Here is a 22,223-nt window from a genome sequence, read left to right on the forward strand (position 1 = left end):
GGGCTTTCATGAATCCGTCCAGTCTTTTCGCAAAATTTACCGCATTCAGTCTTTTTGCCAGGCGGATAGCCGCACTGGCCGCCCCCTACTTCCGGTCCGAAGAAAAATGGAAGGCTCGCCTGCTGCTGGTGGCCATCGTGCTGCTCAACCTCGGCACGGTTTACATGGCAGTGCAGTTCAACGACTGGTACCGCGTGTTTTATGACGCACTTGAAAAACGCGACCAGGTCGTCTTCTGGCAGCAGATGGGCCGGTTCAGCTATCTGGCCTTTGGCGCGATCATCATCGCCGTCTACAAGTTCTACCTGACCCAGTTGCTGCAAATGCGCTGGCGCGCGTGGATGACACGCGACTACCTGCGCCGCTGGCTGTCGCACCACGCCTTCTACAAGATGGAGCTCGCGCGTTATTCGGCGACAACCGACATCAACGCCAGCCCGGACAACCCGGACCAGCGTATTCAGGAAGACGTGCAGTCTTTCACCACCTCCACGATCACACTGAGCATGGGCCTGCTCAATGCGGTCGTGACGCTGGTCAGTTTTGTCGGCCTTCTCTGGGTTCAGTCGGGTCCGCTGGACTTCACCCTGGGCGCAAGCAGCTATTTCATCCCGGGTTACATGGTCTGGGCCGCGGTGGCCTATTGCCTGGTCGGCAGCGTGCTGGCGCATTACATCGGGCGGCCACTGATCAAACTCAACTTCTTGCAGCAGCGCTACGAAGCCAATTTTCGCCACCACATGGTACGGGCGCGTGAATACAGCGAATCCATTGCGCTGGACCATGGGGAGGCGGTGGAGCGCAGCCAGCTCGATGGTCGTTTCACGACGGTGCTGGCGAACTACCTGAACCTGATACGCGCCAACAAAAAACTCATCTGGTTCCAGAGCTTCTTCGGCCAGGCTGCCTTGATTTTTCCGTTCCTTGTTGCGGCACCTCGCTTCTTCGGCGGAGCAATCCAGCTTGGCCAGCTGATTCAGATTTCCTCGACCTTCGGCAAGGTTCAGGATTCACTCAGCTGGTTTGTGGATAACTACGACAATCTCGCCAGCTGGCGCGCGACAACAGATCGCCTGACAAGCTTCGAAGACAGCATGATTGCGCAGGCAAAAGACAACGTCGGCCTGGTCACCAGTGCGTCCACATCGCTCACGTCGAGCGACCTCAATCTGGCCCTGCCGACTGGAACCGTTCTCCTGACAGGCGTCGAACTGCATGCCGACGCCGGCGACCACATTCTGCTCAGGGGCCCTTCCGGCAGCGGAAAGTCCACCCTTTTTCGAGCTTTGGCGGGTATCTGGCCGTTTGCCACCGGCCGTATCACCCGACCTGAAAACGCCATGTTCATCCCGCAGCGCCCGTATTTCCCGAACGGCTCCCTGCGCGATGCCCTGGCCTACCCAGAGCCCGCGGCGAATTACAGCGATGACACACTGAAGCAAGCCCTGAACGAAGCCCTGCTGCCCGATCTCGCCGCTCGACTGGACGAAGAAGACGCCTGGAGCCAGAAGCTTTCTGGCGGCGAGCAACAGCGCCTTTCCATCGCCCGGGTGTTGCTGAAGAAACCCAAATGGATTTTTGCGGACGAAGCCACCAGCGCACTCGATGAAGCGGCTGAAAAAACGCTGTATGAACGCTTGCTGGCGCTCGTCAAAACATCGGGAGGCGCGATCATCTCGATCGCCCACCGCCCCAACGTGGCAGCCTTTCACAACAAGACCTGGGCTTTCGAAAAGCTGCCTGAAGGCTCACCCGCGCTGTTCACGCTGAACCAGCGTGCCGCACAGGAAGCGCCCTGAATGCCCGAGGAAGCCGCAAGAACCCCCGAGCCGGTAACGGCTGAATCCCTCTCCGCCTGGGCGCCCATCAAGCGCCCCGTGTTCCGCATGCTGTGGAGCACCTGGCTGGTCGCCAACATCTGCATGTGGATGAACGATGTGGCGGCCGCATGGATGATGACCTCCATGACCACCTCGCCCCTCTGGGTGGCGCTGGTGCAGTCGGCCTCGACGCTGCCGGTGTTTTTGCTGGGCCTGCCCAGCGGCGCGCTGGCTGACATCCTGGACCGGCGCCGCTACTTCATCATGACGCAGTTCTGGGTGGCGGTGGTGGCCACGCTGCTGTGCATTGCCGTGATCTCGGATGTCATGACGCCGCCCCTGCTGCTGGCGCTGACCTTTGCCAACGGCGTGGGCCTGGCCATGCGCTGGCCGGTGTTTGCCGCCATCGTGCCCGAGCTGGTGCCGCGCGTGCAGCTGCCCGCCGCGCTGGCGCTCAACGGTGTTTCGATGAACGCGTCGCGCATCGTCGGCCCGCTCGTTGCCGGCGCTTTGATTGCCGGCGCCGGCACCGAATACGTGTTTGTGCTCAACGCCGTGCTGTCGGTCATTTCGGGCTTTGTCATCATGCGCTGGCGGCGCGACCACGCGCCCAGCCCGCTGGGCCGCGAGCGCCTGGTCAGTGCCATGCGCGTCGGCCTGCAGTTTGTGAGCCAGTCGGCACGCCTGCGCGCGGTGCTGCTGCGTGTGGCGATTTTCTTTTTTCACTCCACCGCCCTGCTGGCTTTGCTGCCGCTGGTGGCGCGCGGCCTGCAAGGCGGTGATGCCGGCACCTTCACGCTGCTGCTGGCCTCCATGGGTACGGGCGCTATCATTGCGGCGCTGAACCTGGCGCGGCTGCGCCAGATGATGCCGCGGGACGTGCTGGTGATGCGCTCCACGCTGCTGCAGACGGCATCCACCGCAGCCATGGCTTTCGCGCCCAATGTGTATGTGGCCGTGCCCGCCATGCTGCTCAACGGCATGGCCTGGATCACCTGCGCCAATTCGCTCAGCGTATCGGCCCAGCTGTCATTGCCCGACTGGGTGCGCGCACGCGGCATGTCGATGTACCAGATGGCCATCATGGGCGCCAGCGCAGCGGGTGCGGCGCTCTGGGGCCACGTGGCAGGCCTCACCAGCGTGTCCACCGGCCTGCTGATGGCTGCCGCCAGCGGCTCGGTCGTGATGATGGTGGCGCAGTACCTCGTGTCGGACCTCAGCATTGAAGAAGACCTGACCCCGTCGCGCCAGTTCAAGGCGCCGGTGGCCGAAGAGCCACCCGGTGCAGGCCGCGTGGTGGTGAGGATTCACTACCAGATAGACCTGGCGCGCGCCGACGATTTCCGCGCGCTGATGCAGGAAAGCCGCCGCAGCCGCCTGCGCCAGGGTGCACTTGAGTGGGAACTGCTGCGCGACGTCAACAAGCCCGGCCATTACATCGAGCAGATCATTGACGAGTCATGGACGGAGCACCTGCGCCGCTTTGACCGCGTGACGGCCAGCGACGTGGCGCTGCGCGAACGCAAACTCGGATTTCACCTGGGCGAAGAACCCCCGCTTGTCACCCGCAGCATCGTCGAGAGTTAGGCCCCCACGGTCGCTCACTTCGTGTAGCTCCCTGCCCCCCGAGGGGGCCGCCCGCCTGTGGCCCGGCAAAGCCGGTTCCACGGCTCATGCTGGCTTAAGAGTTCATTGGGCACGACCAGTAGGGGTCGCGGAACCGGCTTTGCCGGGCCGCAGGTGCCGCCCCCTCGAGGGGGAACAGGCTACACGGAGTGAGCCTGGACGGGGGTGGTTTTATAGCCCGCATAGCCCCGCGCCCGCAGCTCGCAGGCCGGGCAGGTACCGCAACCATAGCCCCAGGCATGTCGGTGCACGCGATCGCCAAGGTAGCAGGTGTGCGTGTGTTCCACGATCATGTTGACCAGCGCTTCACCGCCGTTGGGCTCGCCGGATTTTTCACCGATGTCATGCGCCAGCCGCCAGGTGTCGGCCTTGTCGATCCACATCAGCGGCGTTTCGATCAGGAAGCGTTTGTCCATGCCCAGCGACAACGCCAATTGCATGGCCTTGATGGTGTCGTCACGGCAATCGGGGTAGCCCGAAAAGTCGGTTTCGCAAACGCCGGTGACCAGCACCTGCAAATCTCGCCGGTAAGCCAGCGCAGCCGCCAGCGTAAGGAATAGCAGGTTGCGTCCCGGCACAAAAGTGTTGGGCAGGCCCGAGTTTTCCATCTTGAAGGCGACGTCGCGCGTCAAAGAGGTGTCGCTGACCTGCCCCAGCACCGCCAGGTCCAGCAGGTGGTCTTCACCGATCTTGTGGGCCCACTGTGGAAACTGCTGTTTGATTTCGCGCAGCACATTGAGCCGCGCTTCCAGCTCTACTTTGTGGCGCTGGCCGTAGTCAAAGGCCACCGTCTCGACACGTTCGTATTTCGACAGCGCTTGCGCCAGGCAGGTGGTGGAATCCTGCCCGCCGGAAAACAGCACCAATGCAGAGGTATGCATCCGCCCTCTCCTTCTTTACAGCAGCTTGCGCCTGGCCAGGCTTTGCATGAGCGCCGAAATACCGAAAGTCCACGGCGCAGCCTTGTCGGAAGTCGTAACGCGGTTCACCAGGCTGCCCAGCTGCGGCGTGGCCACCGTCACCACATCGCCCACCACATGGGTAAAGCCCTGGCCCGAGCCGTGGCGGTCTTGCGTGGGCGCAAACATGGTGCCCAGGAAGAGCATGAAGCCGTCGGGGTACTGGTGGTTGGGGCCAATGGCTTGCGCCACCAGGTCCAGCGGGTCGCGGCTGATTTTCTTCAAGGAGCTGCCGCCCTTCATCACAAAGCCCTCAGGCCCCGTCACGGTGATGCTCAGGTCGCTGCTGCGCACATGGTCGATGGTGAAGCGTTCGTCGAGCAGGCGGATAAAGGGGCCGATGGCACAGGAAGCGTTGTTGTCCTTCGCCTTGCCCAGCAGCAGCGCACTGCGGCCTTCGAAGTCGCGCAGGTTCACGTCGTTGCCCAAAGCGGCGCCCACGGTTTCGCCGCGCGAGTTCACGGCCAGCACGACCTCGGGCTCGGGGTTGTTCCAGTCGCTGCCAGGGTGTATGCCCACTTCTGCGCCCGTGCCGACCGCGCTCATGGGCTGGCTCTTGGTAAAGATTTCCGCGTCGGGGCCGATGCCCACTTCCAGGTACTGCGACCACATGCCCTGGGCGATCAGCACATCTTTGAGTTGGGCCGCTTCGGGCGAGCCTGGCTTGATCTTGCCCAGGTTTTCGCCGATCACGGCGATCACCGTCTTGCGCGCACCATCGGCCTTGCTGGCGTCGCCGCCCGCGTGTTCTTCAATCACGCGCTCAAGCATCGATTCGACAAACGTCACGCCCGAGGCTTTCAGCGCCTGCAGGTCACATGGCGCCAGCAGCCAGGGCAGCTTGGTGTCACGCGCCTCCTCCGCGGAATTGGCCAGCACTTCGGCCGTACCCGCCAGGCGCGGCAGCTTCGCCGCAGCGGCCCGCACAACCTTGGCGACACCCGGTAATTCCAGCAGCTGGCTGGCGGTCGGCGCGACGCTGGAAAGGTCGTACACGCCGTCGGGTGTGACCAAAGCCAGCACCGGGCCAGTGCCTTCTATCCAGACACGCCCCACCAGCAAGGCATCAGCGGCATCAACAGGCAGGGTGGAAGCAGGGCTCAGGGAGTTTTTCATGATGTTGGAAGGGAAGAACAGGAAGGGCAGCACACAAAAGCGTATGAAGCTGTCAATAGTACAAGGAAGTACGAGGAGCCCAGGCGCCCCGCTGAGGGTTGAGGAAAAGCGCACGCACACGTCTCGGCCCCAGGCAAGCGCCGCTACACTGAAACTCGACCGCCGCTGGCCTGGCGCCTATGTCATCTTGCCGGATGGTCAGACTTTTCAACCCACCTGCTTTTTAAGTCAAATATGCCCCTGAGCCCCGATCAACGAGCGCAAGCAGCTATCGAATTAATAGCAAGGCGAACCACGGGAAAGGCGGGCCCACGCTTACCCGACAGCTGCCGTCCTGCCGACCTGGAAGACGGCTGGCAGGTGCAGCAGGAGGTCACCCGCCGGCTGGGCCAGCCCGTGGCCGGCTGGAAGGCCTCGCCGCCCAGTCCCGGCAAGCTGGTGGCCGCACCCATTTACCAGCCCACCCTCTGCCGCGCAGCAACCTATGCCGCCCCCTTCCCCTCGGGTGCCGACACCGTGGTGGTTGAACCGGAACTGGCTTTTGTACTGGCCAAAGACCTGCCCCCGCGCGCGCAGCCCTACACCGAGGCTGAGGTGGATGCAGCCATTGGCTCCGTCCATGCCGCGCTGGAAATCTGCGCCAGCCGCTACGTCGACCACAGCAGCCTGCCTTTTCCCGAACTGCTGGCCGACGGCGTGGTCAACAACGGCCTGTGGCTGGGGCCAGAACTGGGCGGGCCCGATGTCTCGGCATTTGAATTGACCTGGCAAGTCGCCGGGAAGCCTGCGCAAACCGCCGAAGCCAGGCACCCGAACGGCGACCCGCGCACGCCGCTGTACTGGCTGGCCAATTTCCTGAGCGAACGCGGCATTGGCCTGCTGGCAGGCCAGGCGGTGATCACGGGCTCCTATGCCGGTGTACTGACGCTGCCGTTTGGAAAGCGCACGCAGTTTGACTACGCGGGCCTGGCCCGGTTTGAGGTGGAATTTCGCAACCCGTAACCTGAAGTAAATAGGGCAGGAAAGGTCCGGAAACGGCCAGCCGCTTCATCCCGGCTTGCTAAGCTGTGCGCCTCGATTCTCCCATCCCGCCAACAACGACGGAGCCGCCATGCAAGTCCTTCACCACCAACAATTTGCCCAACTTCACAAGGCGCCCCACGGCGTTTTGCTGCTGCCCAATGCCTGGGACGCTGCCAGCGCCAAAATCTTTGAGGCGTCCGGCGCCAAAGCCGTGGCCACCAGCAGCGCATCGCTCGCCTGGGCCTGCGGCTATGCCGACGGCGGCGCCTTGCCGCCCGACGAGTTGCTCGATGCCGTCGCCCGCATCACCCGTGTCTTGAGCCTGCCCCTGACCGTCGACATGGAAGACGGCTACAGCGAGAGCCCCGCCGAGGTGGGCCGCCTGGCCGCCGAGCTGGTCGCCGTGGGGGCGGCTGGCATCAACCTCGAAGACGGCGGCGGCGCCCCAGCCCTGCTGGCCGACAAGATCAAGGCCATCCGCAGCACACTCAAAGGCGCATCACTGTTTATCAACGCCCGCACCGATGTCTACCTGCGCAAGCTGAAAGTCGAAGGCACACCGGCCCAGGCCAGCATCGCCCGCCTGAAGCTGTACCAGCAAGCCGGGGCAGACGGCGCGTTTGTACCCGGCCTCACGGCCTTGCCGGAGGTGAAGGAAATCTGCGCGGCCGTCACGATGCCGCTGAACCTGATGGCCATGCCCGGGCTGCCGGCCATTGCCGAGTTGCAGGCCGCTGGTGTGCGGCGCCTCAGCGTAGGGCCGGCGCCTTTCCAGGTGGCTTACGAACACGCCCGAACCAGCGTCGAAGCCTTGCTGAAACAGGACCTGTCACCGCTGCTCGGCTCCAAGCTGGACTATTCGGCGATGAACACCTTGTTGAACACGCCACGATAGAGCGCACAGGCGCTTGCCCGCTATCGCCTGTATTCCTTCGGGGATCAGGCGATTTTTCATTTATTTCATCTTTTTTTGAAGGCAGGCGTCACAACGCGTCACAAACGGCAAAGCTGAATCGTCAATACGGTGTGACACCCAACTTTTGACTCTTTTAAAAGGAAACACCATGACTGCCCTTACCGCTAACACCGCCGCCAACACTGCCCCCGTCCGTATCGACCTCGCGATTCCTGATGTCTACCCCGCCCTGCTCAAGGTCAGTCAAACCATTGGCGCCCAGGGCCTGGACAAAAAACTGCACCACCTGATTCACCTGCGCGCCTCGCAAATCAACGGCTGCGCTTTCTGCGTCAAGATGCACCTGCGGGAAGCCCGTGAAGACGGCGAAACCCAGGACAGGCTGGACCGCCTCGTCGTCTGGGCGCATGTCAATGACTTCAGTGAAGCCGAGAAAGCCGCACTGGCCTGGACGGAAGCGCTGACCACGCTGGACCACAAGACCGACTACGCCAGCCTGCGCGGCCGCCTGCGCCAGTCGTTCAGCGACAAGGAAATCGGCGCGCTGACCGCTACCATCGGCATGATCAACCTCTGGAACCGCATCCAGGTTTCGGCACACTGATCCAGACCGAGGCGCACGCACATGACAGGCATCGACCCCACCGCCGTGTTTGAAGAAAGGCGCAGGCATTTGTTTGGCCTGGCCTACCGCATCCTCGGTTCGCGGGCCGATGCCGAAGACGCCGTGCAGGAGGTCTTCATCAAATGGCTGGCGGCCGACCACGCGGGTATCGCGACACCCGCCGCCTGGCTCACCGCCATCTGCACGCGCCATTGCATCGACATGCTGCGCGACGCCCAGCGCAGCCGGGTCGACTATGTCGGTACCTGGCTACCCGAACCCATCCACACGCAAACCGAAGACACACCGGAAACACATGCCCTGCTGGCCTCATCGCTGAGCATGGCCTTTTTGCTGCTGCTCGAACGCCTCACGCCCAAAGAGCGCGCAGCCTACCTGCTTCATGAAATTTTTGAGACGCCTTATGCCGAAGTGGCCGAAATGCTGGACATGGAAGAAGCCGCCTGCCGCAAGCTGGTCTCGCGCGCCAGCACCAGCATCGCCCAGGGCAGGGTCCGGCACGTAACACCGCCCAAGGTGCAGGACGACCTGCTCACCGCTTTTCGCGAAGCCATCACCGCCGGCAGCACCGAATCGCTCGCCAGCCTGCTTTCGGACGACATCGCCCTGAGCACCGACAGCGGCGGCAAGGTCAGCTCGGTTGAAGGCATCTTCCAGGGCAAGGGCAGCGTGCTCACCCTGCTGACGACGCAGCTGGCCCGCTACTGGGCCCACTACGAATGGGTGCCCTGCGAGATCAACGGCGGCCGCGCCATCCAGCTGCGAACGAGCACCGGCGAAATCGCCGCCGCCATCACCTTTGCCTACAACGACGAAGGCAAGGCCAACAACATCTTCATCATTCGTAATCCCGACAAACTCGACGGGCTGGCCTTCGGCCCAGAGGCCGTGGCATGAACGCTGTGCCACAGGCAGCGCAGCCTGCAACATGGCATAAGCCCGAAGGTGAAGCATGAAAAAGCCGGTGCACCCAAAGGATGCACCGGCTTTTCGTTGACGCGGGTGTCTTGCTTACTTCCGCGAACGCAGCGCGTCAACGCTCCATGCACCACCGCCGGCAGCGGCAAAGAACAAAAACACAAAGCAGAACAACACGGCCGACTCGCCACCATTCAGCATCGGCGACAACACAAAGCCCTTGGTCGCATGGCCCATGAAATAGGCAAATGCCAGCAGGCCCGACAGCACAAACGCCACAGGCCGCGTGAACAAGCCAATCAACAGCAGCGCACCACCAAAGAGCTCAAGAATCCCGGCAAAGCCGATCAGCGACAACACCTGCAGCCCGTCGAAATAAGCCACGTGGGGAAAGCCCAGCAGCTTGGCCGTGCCATGCTGAATAAGCAAATAAGCAGAAACAATGCGAAGCACCGACAAGGCGCGTGAAGTCAGTTGGTCGTTTTGGGCAAAAGCCATGAGGTTCCCTCCGTTAAAAAGGTGTCTGACAGTCTCGTAGCGAAAAAGTTCAGCGCCGCTGCGCAAGTTTCTGCCGGGACTTGGGGCCACCCGGTGCGGGGCTGGCGATGCCTCCCGAACTTTTCTCGGCCAGCAGTTGAACCAGATGCTGCCGGATCACCGAGGTAATGTGCTCGCGCTTGCCCTGCTCCAGCATGCCGATCAGCCGTGTCGGTGGCCGGCCCGGCAGCGGCAGTACACGCAAAAGCGCATCGTTGGCCCAGTCGGCGTTCTTGACATGCGGCACGATGGTGACACCGACGTTCTGTCGCACCAGGTCGATGATGGCCGAGAGCGAGCTGAGCTCCAGAAAGTCCTGCGGCACCAGGCCCAGCTTGCGCAAGGTCTGCTCTATGCGGATGCCGCTCTGCGTGCGCCGGTCAAAGCGCAGGAAGGGTTGCTCACGCAGCAGCTTTTTGAAGTCGCTGCCCGGCGAAGCTACCTGGGAACTCGCGACCACCGTCAGCGGCTCGGTGTACAGCGGCGTCCAGCGCATGCCCTTTCGCTCCTGCGGCGAGTCGTCGACGAAGACCGCCGCATCGAGCTCACCGCTCCTGACACTGCGCGCCAGGCCGCTGGACTCCTGCATGACCAGCCGCACATTGAGGCGCGGATAGAGCGGCTTCATCCTGACGACGGTGTTTGAGAGCAGCCCCATCGATGTGACGATGGAGCCCACCGTCACGGTGCCGGCGATCTCGCCTTCGCCGGCCAGGCCTTCGCGCATCTGGTCGTAGTACCCGACAATTTTTTCCGCATGCGCAACCAGCGCGCGGCCTGCGTCCGAAAGCACCACACCGCGCCCCGAACGCTCGAACAGCACGGTCTTGAGCTCGGTCTCCAGCGCGCGCATCTGCAGCCCCACCGCAGCCTGTGTCAGCGCGACGCGATCGGACGCCCCAGCGAACGAGCCGCCCTGTGCGACAACCAGGAAGGTCTTCAAAAACCGGATCGTGCTCATGCGCGCACCGCCCCAATACAAAAGAATAACTTTAGCATCTCAAAACATAATATAGATATATTTTTCAAACCGGATGGAGAACAATCCGCCATAACAGGGTTATGTGACGGACGCATGTCTCCCGCCGCAACGGCGCATCTCCCTCGAAACGCGCGGCTTTTCCGGGCTTCTGCAGCAACAGCCCGGCCGCTTGTATGGCTTGTTTTTTGGGACGATGATTTATGTCTGATGCACTCCTGGCGAATACCGGCACGGCTTCACCACCCTCATTTGGGGAGAAACGGGCGGCAGCCATTTACGACCTGGGCCACAGCACGATTTTTGCGTCGCGCACCGACCCGCGCTTTTCCTACTGCACCTATGCCCCGCCGCACCTGGGCGAATCGAAACAGCCCATGCAGCTCGTGGTCGTGGTGCACGGCACGGGCCGCGCCTTCACCGAATACCGCGACGCCTTCGCCGCCTTCGCCAAATGGAATGACTGCATCGTGCTGTGCCCGCTGTTCCCGGCCGGTCCGCAGGGCGACGGCAACCGCGACGGCTTCAAGCACCTGCGCGAAGCCGACATCCGCTACGACCAGATCCTGCTCAGCATGGTCGACGAGGTAGCCCTCAAGTTCGGTTGCGACTTTTCAAAGTTCGCGCTCTTCGGTTACTCCGGCGGCGGCCAGTTCGTCAACCGCTTCGCCCTGCTGCATCCCGAGCGCCTCTGGGCGCTTTCCATAGGCGCGCCGGGCTCGGTGACTCTCATCGACAACCAGCAAGACTGGTGGGTGGGCGTGCGTGACTTCGAAAAGCGTTTCGGCAAACCACTGAATCTTGCGGCCCTCAAAGCCCTGCCGGTGCACATGGTGGCCGGCAAGGCCGACATGGAGACCTGGGAGATCACCCACCGCGAAGGCGGCAAGTTCTACATGGCCGGCGCCAACGACGCGGGGCGCACGCGCCCCGAGCGGCTGGAGACCTTGCGCCAGTCCTTTGTGCAGGCCGGCGTCAACGTCACGCTGGACCTGATCGACAACGTTCCCCACGACGGCCTGGCCTGCGTCGACACGGTGCAGGACTTCCTCGCGACCGTGCTGCGCGACGTCCGGAAAAAAGCGGCGGGCCGGGCCCAGTGATGTCACGCCAACCTCAAACCTGAAGACTGACCATGCTGCGTTTTGCGCTGTCCCGTCTTTTCATGGCCATACCGACGCTGCTGATCGTCGCGGTGGCCGTTTTCGTTCTGATCCGGCTCATCCCCGGCGACCCGGCGCAGCTGCTGTTGGGTGACCTCGCCGACCCGGTGCGCCTGGCCGACCTGCGCGCCCAGCTCGGGCTCGACAAAAGCTGGCCGGTGCAGTTCGGCATCTGGGGCCGGCACGTGCTGGGCGGCGACCTGGGCGTGTCCATCAACACCGGCGAGCCCGTGTTGCACCTGGTGTTGAGCCGCTTCCTGGTCAGCGCGCAGATTGTGCTCATTGCCGTGCTCTTCGCCACCCTGGTCGCGGTGCCCGCCGGCATGATCGCCGCGTGGAAGCAAAACCGCCTGCCCGACCTGATGCTGGTCGGCACCGCCACCCTGCTGGTGTCCATCCCTACCTTCTGGCTCGGCCTGTTGCTGCTGCTCTTCTTTGGCCTGAAGCTCGAATGGCTGCCCGTGGTCGGCTATGTCTCGATCATGAACGACTGGAAGTCAGGCCTGCTGTACCTGCTGATGCCCATCCTCACGCTGTTCCTGCATGAGATCGGCGTGCTGATCCGCATGGCCAGGGCCAGCACGCTGGAAGTGCTGCGGCTGGACTACATCACGCATGCGCGCGCCAAGGGCCTGTCGGAGCGCGCGGTGTTGATACATCACGCCTTTCGCAACTCCTTCGGCCCGACCTGGACTTTGATCGGCCTGGTGCTGGGCAACCTGTTGGGCGGCGTGGCCGTTGTTGAAACCGTGTTCACGATTCCCGGCCTGGGCCGCCTGCTGGTCGACGCGATATTCGCGCGCGACTACCCGGTGATCCAGGGTTGCCTGCTGCTGGTTGCCGTGATCTATGTCATCACCAACCTGGTCATCGACCTCTGCTATCCGATCTTCGACCCCAGGGTGCTGGCCGAATGAAAAAATTCCTTACCCCTCAGGCCCTGATCGGCCTCTTCATCGTGGGCCTGATCCTCGCCGCGGCCGTGCTGGCCTTCTTCTGGACGCCGCACGAGCCGCTCAAGATCAACTTCCTGGCGCGCCTGAAGCCGCCCAGCGCCACCTATTGGCTGGGCACCGACGAGTTCGGCCGCGACGAACTCTCGCGCCTCATGGCCGGCGCCTCCAACAGCGTCTGGATCAGTTTTCTCACGGTACTGCTCTCTATCACCGCAGGCACCGCCATCGGTGTGCTGACGGGCTTTGTGCGCGGCTGGACCGACCGCATCATCATGGCCTTTGTCAACGCCCTGCTGGCCTTCCCCGGCCTGTTGCTGGCGCTGGCGCTGCTCGCCGTCTTTGGCGCCAACAAGTACGGCATCATCCTGGCGCTGGGCCTGGCCTACACGCCCTCAGTCACGCGCATCGTGCGCGGCACGGTGATGTCATTGCGTGAAAAGGAATTCATCGAATCCTCGCGCGTGCTCGGCAACTCGGAGCTCTACACCATGTACCGCCACGTGCTGCCCAACTGCGTGGCGCCGCTCACCGTGTTGGCCACCTCGATGTTCGGCTGGGTCATCCTGGCGGAGAGTTCGCTCTCCTTCCTGGGCCTGGGCGTACCACCGCCCGCGCCCACCTGGGGCAATATGCTGGCCGCGGCCCGGCCCTTTATGGCGCAGGCGACCTATCTCTCCATCTTCCCGGGCCTGTGCATCGCGCTCACGCTGCTGGGCATCAACTTCCTGGGCGACGCGGTGCGTGATCTGCTGGACCCGCGCATGAGGGGTATCGAATGACGCAACTGGTCGATGTCTCCGGTCTGAGCCTTTCCATCGGCAAGGGCGGCCGCGAGATTGTGCGCAATGTGTCCTTCACCGTCGCGCCCGGCGAGATCGTTGGCATCGTCGGCGAATCCGGCAGCGGCAAGACCCAGGCGGCGCGCGCCATCATGGGCCTCACGCCGCTGCCGCTGGTGCGCAGCGCGGGCCGCATTTTGTTTGAAGGCGAGGACATGGCGGCGGCCGGCGATGCGCGTTTGCGCCAGCTGCGGGGCGCGCGCATCGGCATGGTGTTCCAGGAGCCCATGACCTCGCTCAACCCCTCGATGACGATTGGCCGGCAGCTCGACGAAGGCCTGGCCCTGCACCGGCCCGAGCTCTCGCCGGCCGCACGGCGCGACAGGGCCCTGGCCATGCTCGCGCGCGTCGGCATCACCGACCCGCAGGCCGCGCTCGCCGCATGGCCGCATGAATTCTCTGGCGGCATGCGCCAGCGCATGATGCTGGCCTCTGTCATGCTGCTGGAGCCCGCACTGCTGATCGCCGACGAGCCGACCACTGCCCTGGATGCGCTGGTACAGCGCGATGTGCTCGAGCTGATGGTCGGCCTCACGCGCGAACACAACACCGCCGTGCTGCTGATCAGTCACGACCTGCCCATGGTCGCGCGCTACACCCAGCGCATGATCGTCATGCAGCAGGGCGAAGTGGTTGAGGCCGGCGACACCGCCACCCTGCTGGCCGGCCCGAAGCAGGACTACACCCGCAAGCTGCTGGAGGCCATCCCGCGCCGGCAAGCCGCGCGCACGATTGCCGACGAACAGCCCGTCATCGAAGTACGCAACCTCGTCTTCGACTACCCCGGCAAGCGCCGCCTGTTTGCCAGGTCCACCGCCAAACGTGTGCTGCACGGCATCGACCTGGTGGTGCGCCCGCGCGAGATCGTCGCGGTGGTGGGCGGCTCCGGTTCGGGAAAAACCACGTTGGGCCGTGCGATTGCGGGCTTGCTCAAGCCGACCGAAGGCGAAATCCGTTTTCGTGGCCGCTCAATCGCGCGCAGCGACGCGGGCTGGCTCGATTACCGGCTCAATTGCCAGATGGTGTTCCAGGACCCGTACTCATCACTGAACCCGCGCATGAGCATTGGCCAACTGGTCGGTGAAGGGCTGCGGCTGGTTCCTGGCATCTCTTCAGCCGAGCGGCAAACGCGCGTAGCGAAGATGCTTGATGAGGTTGGTTTGGAGCCCCGGCATGCGCAACGTTACGCGCACGAACTCTCGGGCGGCCAGCGCCAACGCGTGGCGATTGCCCGCGCGCTGATACGCGAGCCGGCTTTTGTGATTGCCGACGAGCCGGTGTCCGCACTCGACGTGACCGTGCGCGCCCAGGTGCTGGCGCTGCTGGCCGAGCTGCAGGAGCGCCACGGTTTTGCCTGCCTCTTCATCAGCCACGACCTCGGCGTGGTCGAGCAGGTGGCCGACCGCGTGATCGTGATGCAGGCCGGCCAGATCATCGAGCAGGGCAGCCGCGACGAAGTGTTTGATAACCCGCAGCACGCCTACACACGCAAGCTGCTCTCCGCGATTCCTGCGCTCACGCCCACCGGCCAGGGCGGCATGCAACTCAAGTGGCGTTTTGACGAGCCCGATGCGCCGGCAGGCGCCCTGAACCCCCTACACCCTCTTCCGGTCTGATCTTTAAGGAGCTTTTCATGCTTTCCCTTCGATTGAAATTTCTGGCCACCGCCGTGCTGGCTGCCTGTTCCGCGGCCCAGGCCCAGACCCCGCAAATCGTGGTCGCGCAGCCGGCCGACATCCGCTCGACCAACCCCGGCGTCAACCGCGACAACACCACCGACGGCGTGGTGCTCAACATCGTCGAAGGCCTGGTGGCGTACCACGAGAACGGCACCGTCGGCCCACTGCTGGCGCGTTCCATCGTCACCAGCCCCGACGGCCTGACCTATATCTTCAAGTTGCGCACCAACGTGAAGTTTCACAACGGCGAGCCCATGACTTCGGCCGATGTGCTGTGGAGCTGGAAGCGCTACATGGAACCCAAGACCGACTGGCGCTGCCTCAGCGAATTTGACGGCCGCTCCGGCGTCAAGGTGACTTCCGTCACGGCACCGGACGCACAGACCGTGGTCATGCAGCTGGACAAACCCTCGGCTGTCTTTCTTGACAACCTGGCCCGCACCGACTGCGGCATGACGGCCGTCCTGAACAAAAAATCCGTCAAGGAAGACGGAAGCTGGGACAAGCCCATCGGCACCGGCCCCTTCAAGTTTGAAGAATGGAAGCGCGGCGAATACGTGACGCTCAGCGCCTTTGCCGACTACCAGTCGCCCCCCGGCACCAAGCCTGACGGCTACCTCGGCCTCAAGAAGCCGCTGGTCGGGCAGGTCAAGTTTTTGACCGTCCCCGACATGTCGACCTCCAAGGCCGGCCTGCAGTCCGGCGCCATCGATGCGGGCCAGATCACCTCGTCCGACGTGCAGGAACTCAAGGCCAACAAAAATCTCAGCGTGGTCGCCGCAGTGGATGCGGGCAAGAACACGCTGCTGATGCAGACCAACGACCCGCTGCTCAAAGACGAGCGCATCCGCCAGGCCATCGCGCTGTCGCTGGACATGAACCAGCTCGTCGCGGCCGCGTCCGAAGGCCTGGCGCGCGTCAACAACTCGGCCATCCAGGACACCTCGGCCTTCTACACGGCGGCCCAGAAAAAAGGCTACCGCCACGACCCAGCCAAGGCCAAGCAGCTGCTGAAGGAAGCCGGCTACAAGGGCCAGCCTATCGTGATCCAGGCCAACAAACGCGCCCATGTTCCCAGCTTTTCGGTCGCGGTGATGAGCCAGGCCATGATGCAGGCCGTGGGCATCAACGCGCAGATCGAAGTGCTCGAATGGGCAACCCAGCTGGACCGCTACAACAGCGGCAACTACCAGATGAGTTCCTTCACCTACTCTTCCCGCCTGGACCCGGCCCTGAGCTATGAGCAGTTCTCGGGCAACAAGGCCAAGCAGCCGCGCAAGGTGTGGGACGACCCGGTCGCGCAAAAGCTGATCGACCAGAGCTTCGCCGAAGCCGACCCGAAGAAGCGCCAGGCCTTGTTTGACCAGCTGCACGCGTTGATGATCGCCAAGACGCCGCTGGTCATCCTCTACAACGTGACCGATTCGTGGGCCGTGCGCAAACGCGTGAACGGGTTCACGGTGTGGGAAGGCAAGCCGCTGCTCTGGAATACCAAGCTGGCCGCCAGGTAGGCCTTTGCAGCATTGCTTCTGATTCGCCTTGATGCGCACCGCGCACAAGGCCTGGACAGGTACGCCTCGCGGCGGCCGCTATCGCCTCCAAGGCACGCCTTCCGACCCATTTTTTACGGCAGCACAGCACATGGCAAACATCGAGCAATTCCCTTTTATTTCGGTTTCCGGCAGCCCGCATGAACGCGGCCTGCAGTACGGGCAGCAAGCCGCCGACCGGGTACGCGGCAGCGCGCGCCTGTACGGCCAGACGCTGATCAACCTGGGCTACAGCGAACAGGCACGCGCGCGCTTGATCGACTTCTTCGCCAAGGAAATCGGCAACTTCGCACCCCACTACATCGACGAGATGCGCGGCATCGCCGAGGGCGCAGGCGTGGACTTCCAGGACATCGTGATGATCAACGCCCGCACCGAGGTGCTGGCCAAGGCCCGCGCCGACAAGGTCAAGGCTGCCGACCAGGAACCCGGCGACGGCTGCACCGGCGCCCTCATCCTGCCCGAGCGTTCGGCCAACGGCAACCTGCTGCATGGCCAGAACTGGGACTGGCGCGCCGAGTGCGTCGAGACCTCCGTCGTGCTGCGCGTGCGCAATGACAACGGCCCCGACTTCCTGACCTTTGTCGAAGCCGGCGGGCTGGCCCGCAGCGGCTTCAACAGCGCGGGCGTGTCCATCACCGCCAACTACCTCGAGTCAGACCGCGACTTCAAGCAGCTGGGTGTGCCGTTGTCGCTGATCCGCCGCAAGGTGCTGGAGCAGGAGATTTTTTCGCTGGCCATGAAGGCCGTCGCCGCCACACCCAAGTCCTGCTCCAACAACATCATGCTGGGCATGTCGCAGGGCTTCGGCATCGACTTTGAATGCACCACCAACGAATCGTTTCCGATTTATCCCGGCGCCGACAACCTGATCGTGCACGCCAACCACTGGATAAGCCCCGTCGCCCTCAGCAAGCTGGTGGACATGGGCATTTCCCAATCACCCGACAGCCACTACCGCGACTGGCGCGTGCGCAAGCTGCTGAACCAGCAAGACAAGCTGGGCCGCCAGGAATTGAAGAACGCGTTTTTCGACAACTTCGGCCTGCCCTACTCCGTCTGCCGCCCGCCCCGCATCGGCAGCCACGACAACCTCTCAGCCACGGTCGCCATGGTCATCATGGAACCCGCAGTGGGGGAAATGGAAGTGGCGCCCCTGCCGGCCCTGAACAAGGTGTTCACCTGCTACAGCCTGACGGAAGAGCCCAGGATTTCTGCCTGAGCGCATCGCGCAGCCCCTTTGCAGGATTGCTGCTGCCAACGGATCGAGGTACTGCGCGGTCGGGTTCAAGGCTTTGGCTCGCTTGACAACTTGTCTGCAAAGTAAGGCAAAAGAAATAGGAGGAGGCGCCGGGCGTGCTTCCTGACCTCGACGCGGCGGCGGCAGTGGCGGCAACTGACTCCCCACCAAGCCTGTTTCCTACAGCGCAACCGGCCCTGCTCCGGGATGCTGGCGGTTACCTCGCCACTCCCCACTCCCTCTTAAAGGACAAAGGCAGAAGCCATGGAAAGCCCCACCGATGCACTCACCATCTCCCGGCGAGGTATCCTGATCGCTAGTGCCGCCTCAGCGGCTGTGACCACTATGCCATCAGACGCCACTGCAGCCCCCTCTTCACCGCTCGCCGCACCCGGCTCCGTCCCTCAGGGGCGCGTGACCATCGAGGTCAACGGCGCGGCCCACACCCTGAACCTGGACACGCGCACCACGCTGCTCGATGCCTTGCGCGAGCATCTGCACCTTACCGGTACCAAAAAGGGCTGCGACCATGGGCAGTGCGGCGCCTGCACTGTGCTGCTCGACGGGCAGCGCATCAATTCCTGCCTGACGCTGGCCGTGATGCATGAGGGCAGCAAGGTGACCACCATCGAAGGCCTGGGAACCTTGCAGCGCATGCACCCGCTGCAGACAGCCTTTGTCAAGCATGACGGCTACCAGTGCGGTTACTGCACGCCGGGCCAGATCTGCTCTGCCGTCGGCGCACTCGACGAGCTGCGCCGGGGCGTCCCCAGCCACGTCAGCGCGGACATTACCGCTCGGCCGCTGCTCTCGCCCGACGAGCTCCGCGAGCGCATGAGTGGCAACATCTGCCGCTGCGGCGCCTACTCCAACATCGTTGAAGCCATCACCGAAGTAGCGGGGGCGCAGGCATGAAACCCTTCACATACGAGCGCGCCACCTCGCCGGCGCAAGCCGCCGCAGCGGTGGCCCGCAACCCGTCAGCCAGGTTCATCGCAGGCGGCACCAACCTGCTTGATTTGATGAAGCTGCAGATCGAAGCGCCTGCGCATCTTGTCGACGTGAACGGGCTGGCGCTGGACAAAATTGAAGCGACGCCCGAGGGCGGCCTGCGTGTGGGCGCGATGGTGCGCAACACCGCGCTCGCCTCCGACGAGCGCGTGCGGCGCGACTACGGCGTGCTGTCGCGGGCCTTGCTCGCCGGTGCCTCGGGCCAGTTGCGCAACAAGGCGACCACCGCCGGCAACCTGCTGCAGCGCACACGTTGCCCCTATTTTTACGACACCGACCAGCCCTGCAACAAGCGCCAGCCGGGCAGCGGCTGCAGCGCCATCGGGGGCGTGAACCGCCAGCACGGCATCATCGGCACCAGCACCGCCTGCATCGCCACCCACCCGAGTGATATGGCTGTTGCCATGCGGGTGCTCGACGCATCGGTAGAAACCGTGCGGGCCGACGGGCGTGCGCGTGTCATTCCGATTGCCGACTTTCACCGGCTGCCAGGCGAAACGCCGCACATCGAAAACACGCTGGAGCCCGGTGAGCTGATCACCGCTGTGACGCTGCCGCGCCCGGCCGGCGGTGTGCACATCTACCGCAAGGTGCGTGACCGCGCCTCTTACGCCTTCGCGCTCGTTTCCGTGGCTGCCATCGTGCAGCGTGATGGCTCCGGCAAGCTCGCCCTGGGCGGCGTGGCGCACAAGCCCTGGCGCGTTGAAGCCGCAGAGGCCGCCATGCCGCAGGGTGCGCGGGCTCTTGCGGCCGGCGTGCTGGCCGGCGCAACGCCGACACATGACAACGCCTTCAAATTGCCACTGGCAGAGCGAACCATCGCCGCCGTGCTGGCCCAGGCGAGGAGCGCATCGTGAAGTTCGACACCCCGGCCACCACCAACCCCATTGACCAGCTCAAGGTCATCGGCAAGCCCACCGACCGCATTGACGGCCCGCTCAAAACCACCGGCACCGCACCCTACGCCTACGAGCGCCACGACGCCGCACCGGACGCGGCCTACGGCTACGTCGTAGGCGCCGGCATCGCCAAGGGCCGCATCGCGTCGATGGATTTGCGCGCGGCCCGCACCGCGCCGGGCGTGCTGGCCATCGTCACGGCAGAGAACGCCGGCAAGCTCACCAAGGGCAGCTTCAACACCGCCAGGCTGCTGGGCGGGCCGGAAATCGACCACTACCACCAGGCCGTGGCGCTGGTGGTAGCCAACACGTTTGAGCAGGCGCGCGCCGCCGCGCAACTCGTGCGCATCACCTACGAGAGCACGCCGGGCAAGTTCAACCTGGCAAGCGAAAAAGACGGCGCGCCGCTGGCCAAGGCGTCTGATTTTTCGGGAGAACCTGAAACGAAGATGGGCGATTTCGCGGGCGCCTTTGCCGCGGCGCCTGTGCAGCTGGACGCCACCTACACCACGCCCGACCAGTCCCACGCGATGATGGAGCCGCACGCCACCATCGCCGCGTGGACGGGCGACAAGCTCACAGTGTGGACAGCCAACCAGATGATCGACTGGGGCGTGGGCGATCTGGCGAAGACGCTGGGCATCCCCAAAGCCAACGTCAGGCTGGTGTCGCCCTTTATCGGCGGGGGCTTCGGCGGCAAGCTTTTCCTGCGTGCCGATGTGTTGCTGGCCGCGCTGGGCGCGCGCGCGGTGCGGCGGCCGGTCAAGGTCGCGCTGCAGCGGCCGCTGATGATGAACAACACCACCCACCGGCCGGCCACCATCCAGCGCATACGCCTGGGCGCGGGGCGCGACGGCAAGCTCACTTCTATCGGCCATGAAGGCTGGTCAGGCGACCTGCCCGGCGGCGGGCCCGAGACCGCGGTGAACCAGACGCGCCTGCTTTACGCCGGCGCCAACCGTATGACCGCCACACGGCTGGCCGTGCTGGACCTGCCCGAGGGCAATGCGATGCGCGCACCGGGCGAGGCGCCCGGCCTGATGGCGCTCGAAATCGCGATGGATGAAATGGCCGAAAAGCTGGGCATGGACCCGGTGGAATTCCGCGTCCTCAACGACACGCAGGTAGACCCTGAAAAGCCAGCGCGCGCTTACTCCCAGCGCCAGTTGATTCAATGCCTGAGAACCGGCGCGCAAACCTTCGGCTGGAGCCGGCGCGTAGCCAAACCGGGCCAGCTGCGTGAAGGACGCTGGCTGGTGGGCCTGGGTGTCGCCTCGGCTTTTCGCAACAACCTGACTATGACGTCTGGTGCGCGCGTGCGGCTGGACAACACCGGTCTTGTCACGGTCGAAACCGACATGACCGATATCGGCACCGGCACCTACACCGTCATTGCGCAGACCGCCGCTGAAGTCATGGGCGTGCCGCTGCAAAAGGTGTTTGTGCGGCTGGGTGACTCCGCCTTTCCCGTGTCGGCCGGCTCCGGCGGGCAATGGGGCGCGAACAGCTCCACGTCGGGCGTGTACGCCGCCTGCATGAAGCTGCGCGAAGCCGTCGCCCAAAAACTGGGAATGCCGCAGGAAGGGGTGACCTTTACCGACGGCATGGTCAGCGCAGGCGGCCGCAGTGTGCCGCTGGCCGAAGCCGCCGGTGCGGCGGGCCTGGTGGTCGAAGACACCATCGAGTTCGGCGACCTCGGCAAAAAATATCAGCAGTCGACCTTCGGCGCGCACTTTGTGGAAGTGGGCGTTGACATCTACACCGGCGAGATTCGCGTGCGGCGCATGCTGGCCGTCTGCGCCGCGGGCCGCATCCTCAACCCCAAGAGCGCGCGCAGCCAGGTGATAGGCGCGATGACCATGGGCGTGGGCGCGGCGCTGATGGAAGAACTCGCCGTCGACAAGCGCCACGGGTTTTTTGTGAACCACGACCTGGCGGGCTACGAGGTGCCGGTGCATGCCGACATTCCGCACCAGGACGTGATCTTCCTGGAAGAGACCGACCCAACCTCATCGCCGATGAAGGCCAAGGGCGTGGGTGAACTCGGCATCTGCGGCGTTGGCGCGGCAGTGGCCAATGCGGTCTACAACGCCACCGGCGCGCGGGTGCGCCACTACCCGATCACACTGGACAAAGTGCTGGACAGCCTGCCGGCGCTGGTGTGAGCGCCGGCGCCTCATCACGCCGGCGGCGGGCGTGGAAGACACCTTAAAAGTGCCTGCTTTAGGCATAAAAAGTGCCTGAAACCCAATCAATACGGGCGCAAGCAGCTCCTGATTTAATAGCACCCCTGTTCAACCCTGAACGCCTTGCAGAGGCCCACCGGCGAGCAGAACGGCGGCCCGCCGCACCGCTGGAACAAGTCCT

19 protein-coding genes are annotated in these 22,223 nt (G+C 64.0%); 15 read left to right on the top strand and 4 right to left on the bottom strand.

Features of this window, described 5'->3' with window-relative positions; translation table 11 throughout:
• Positions 1-8: 8 nt before the first annotated feature.
• Complete coding sequence (locus AC1D11_RS06955; RefSeq protein ID WP_477647568.1) at positions 9-1,799, top strand: ABC transporter ATP-binding protein/permease; 1,791 nt, start codon at positions 9-11, stop codon at positions 1,797-1,799.
• Positions 1,800-3,407, top strand: coding sequence for an MFS transporter (locus AC1D11_RS06960; RefSeq protein WP_477647569.1), 1,608 nt, complete (start codon positions 1,800-1,802; stop codon positions 3,405-3,407).
• A 179-nt stretch (positions 3,408-3,586) separates the two neighbouring features.
• Here AC1D11_RS06960 and queC read toward each other — a convergent pair whose 3' ends face one another.
• Both queC and AC1D11_RS06970 read right to left on the bottom strand, forming a co-directional pair.
• On the bottom strand, positions 3,587-4,327 hold the full coding sequence (queC, locus tag AC1D11_RS06965; RefSeq protein ID WP_477650978.1) for a 7-cyano-7-deazaguanine synthase QueC: 741 nt from the start codon (positions 4,325-4,327) through the stop codon (positions 3,587-3,589).
• A gap of 15 nt (positions 4,328-4,342) precedes the next feature.
• Positions 4,343-5,521 (bottom strand): fumarylacetoacetate hydrolase family protein, encoded by a 1,179-nt coding sequence (locus tag AC1D11_RS06970; protein ID WP_477647571.1) that lies wholly within the window; start codon positions 5,519-5,521, stop codon positions 4,343-4,345.
• Between the two features lie 234 nt (positions 5,522-5,755).
• Between AC1D11_RS06970 and AC1D11_RS06975 the strand changes: the two genes are divergently transcribed.
• The 4 genes from AC1D11_RS06975 (at position 5,756) to AC1D11_RS06990 (ending at position 8,982) form a co-directional block, all read left to right on the top strand.
• Complete coding sequence (locus AC1D11_RS06975; RefSeq protein ID WP_477647572.1) at positions 5,756-6,523, top strand: 2-keto-4-pentenoate hydratase; 768 nt, start codon at positions 5,756-5,758, stop codon at positions 6,521-6,523.
• Positions 6,524-6,632: 109 nt separating this feature from the next.
• A complete protein-coding gene (locus AC1D11_RS06980) occupies positions 6,633-7,439 on the top strand; it encodes an isocitrate lyase/PEP mutase family protein (RefSeq protein WP_477647573.1) in 807 nt (268 codons plus the stop codon).
• A 169-nt stretch (positions 7,440-7,608) separates the two neighbouring features.
• Entirely contained in the window at positions 7,609-8,064 is a 456-nt protein-coding gene (locus tag AC1D11_RS06985; protein ID WP_477647574.1) for a carboxymuconolactone decarboxylase family protein, read from the top strand.
• A 21-nt stretch (positions 8,065-8,085) separates the two neighbouring features.
• Positions 8,086-8,982, top strand: coding sequence for a sigma-70 family RNA polymerase sigma factor (locus AC1D11_RS06990; protein ID WP_477647575.1), 897 nt, complete (start codon positions 8,086-8,088; stop codon positions 8,980-8,982).
• A 114-nt stretch (positions 8,983-9,096) separates the two neighbouring features.
• On the opposite strand, the gene AC1D11_RS06995 is transcribed toward AC1D11_RS06990, so the two are convergent.
• Together AC1D11_RS06995 and AC1D11_RS07000 are read right to left on the bottom strand one after the other, a co-directional pair.
• The gene (locus tag AC1D11_RS06995) at positions 9,097-9,501 is read right to left on the bottom strand and encodes a DoxX family protein (protein ID WP_477647576.1); all 405 of its coding nucleotides are present in this window, start codon (positions 9,499-9,501) and stop codon (positions 9,097-9,099) included.
• Between the two features lie 49 nt (positions 9,502-9,550).
• Positions 9,551-10,501 (bottom strand): LysR family transcriptional regulator, encoded by a 951-nt coding sequence (locus AC1D11_RS07000; protein WP_477647577.1) that lies wholly within the window; start codon positions 10,499-10,501, stop codon positions 9,551-9,553.
• A gap of 221 nt (positions 10,502-10,722) precedes the next feature.
• On the opposite strand from AC1D11_RS07000, the gene AC1D11_RS07005 reads away from it, so the two are divergent.
• The 9 genes from AC1D11_RS07005 (at position 10,723) to paoC (ending at position 22,021) form a co-directional block, all read left to right on the top strand.
• A complete protein-coding gene (locus AC1D11_RS07005; RefSeq protein WP_477647578.1) occupies positions 10,723-11,622 on the top strand; it encodes an alpha/beta hydrolase in 900 nt (299 codons plus the stop codon).
• A 32-nt stretch (positions 11,623-11,654) separates the two neighbouring features.
• Positions 11,655-12,599: an ABC transporter permease gene (locus tag AC1D11_RS07010; protein WP_477647579.1), complete on the top strand. Its 945-nt coding sequence runs from the start codon at positions 11,655-11,657 to the stop codon at positions 12,597-12,599.
• On the top strand, positions 12,596-13,417 hold the full coding sequence (locus AC1D11_RS07015) for an ABC transporter permease (RefSeq protein WP_477647580.1): 822 nt from the start codon (positions 12,596-12,598) through the stop codon (positions 13,415-13,417). Before AC1D11_RS07010 ends, AC1D11_RS07015 begins: the two co-directional genes overlap by 4 nt.
• Positions 13,414-15,093 carry an ABC transporter ATP-binding protein gene (locus AC1D11_RS07020; protein WP_477651433.1) on the top strand — a complete coding sequence of 560 codons (1,680 nt, stop codon included), beginning with the start codon at positions 13,414-13,416 and terminating at the stop codon, positions 15,091-15,093. Before AC1D11_RS07015 ends, AC1D11_RS07020 begins: the two co-directional genes overlap by 4 nt.
• A gap of 17 nt (positions 15,094-15,110) precedes the next feature.
• Positions 15,111-16,667, top strand: a complete 1,557-nt coding sequence (locus tag AC1D11_RS07025; protein ID WP_477647582.1) for an ABC transporter substrate-binding protein — start codon at positions 15,111-15,113, stop codon at positions 16,665-16,667.
• Positions 16,668-16,797: 130 nt separating this feature from the next.
• The gene (locus tag AC1D11_RS07030) at positions 16,798-17,928 is read left to right on the top strand and encodes a C45 family autoproteolytic acyltransferase/hydolase (protein WP_477647583.1); all 1,131 of its coding nucleotides are present in this window, start codon (positions 16,798-16,800) and stop codon (positions 17,926-17,928) included.
• Positions 17,929-18,210: 282 nt separating this feature from the next.
• Positions 18,211-18,861: an aldehyde dehydrogenase iron-sulfur subunit PaoA gene (gene paoA, locus AC1D11_RS07035; RefSeq protein ID WP_477647584.1), complete on the top strand. Its 651-nt coding sequence runs from the start codon at positions 18,211-18,213 to the stop codon at positions 18,859-18,861.
• Positions 18,858-19,814 carry an FAD binding domain-containing protein gene (locus tag AC1D11_RS07040; protein ID WP_477647585.1) on the top strand — a complete coding sequence of 319 codons (957 nt, stop codon included), beginning with the start codon at positions 18,858-18,860 and terminating at the stop codon, positions 19,812-19,814. The genes paoA and AC1D11_RS07040 overlap by 4 nt, the downstream gene beginning before the upstream one ends.
• A complete protein-coding gene (gene paoC / locus AC1D11_RS07045) occupies positions 19,811-22,021 on the top strand; it encodes an aldehyde oxidoreductase molybdenum-binding subunit PaoC (RefSeq protein WP_477647586.1) in 2,211 nt (736 codons plus the stop codon). Before AC1D11_RS07040 ends, paoC begins: the two co-directional genes overlap by 4 nt.
• Positions 22,022-22,223: the final 202 nt, after the last annotated feature.

The organism is Polaromonas sp. P1_E11 (assembly GCF_056405995.1).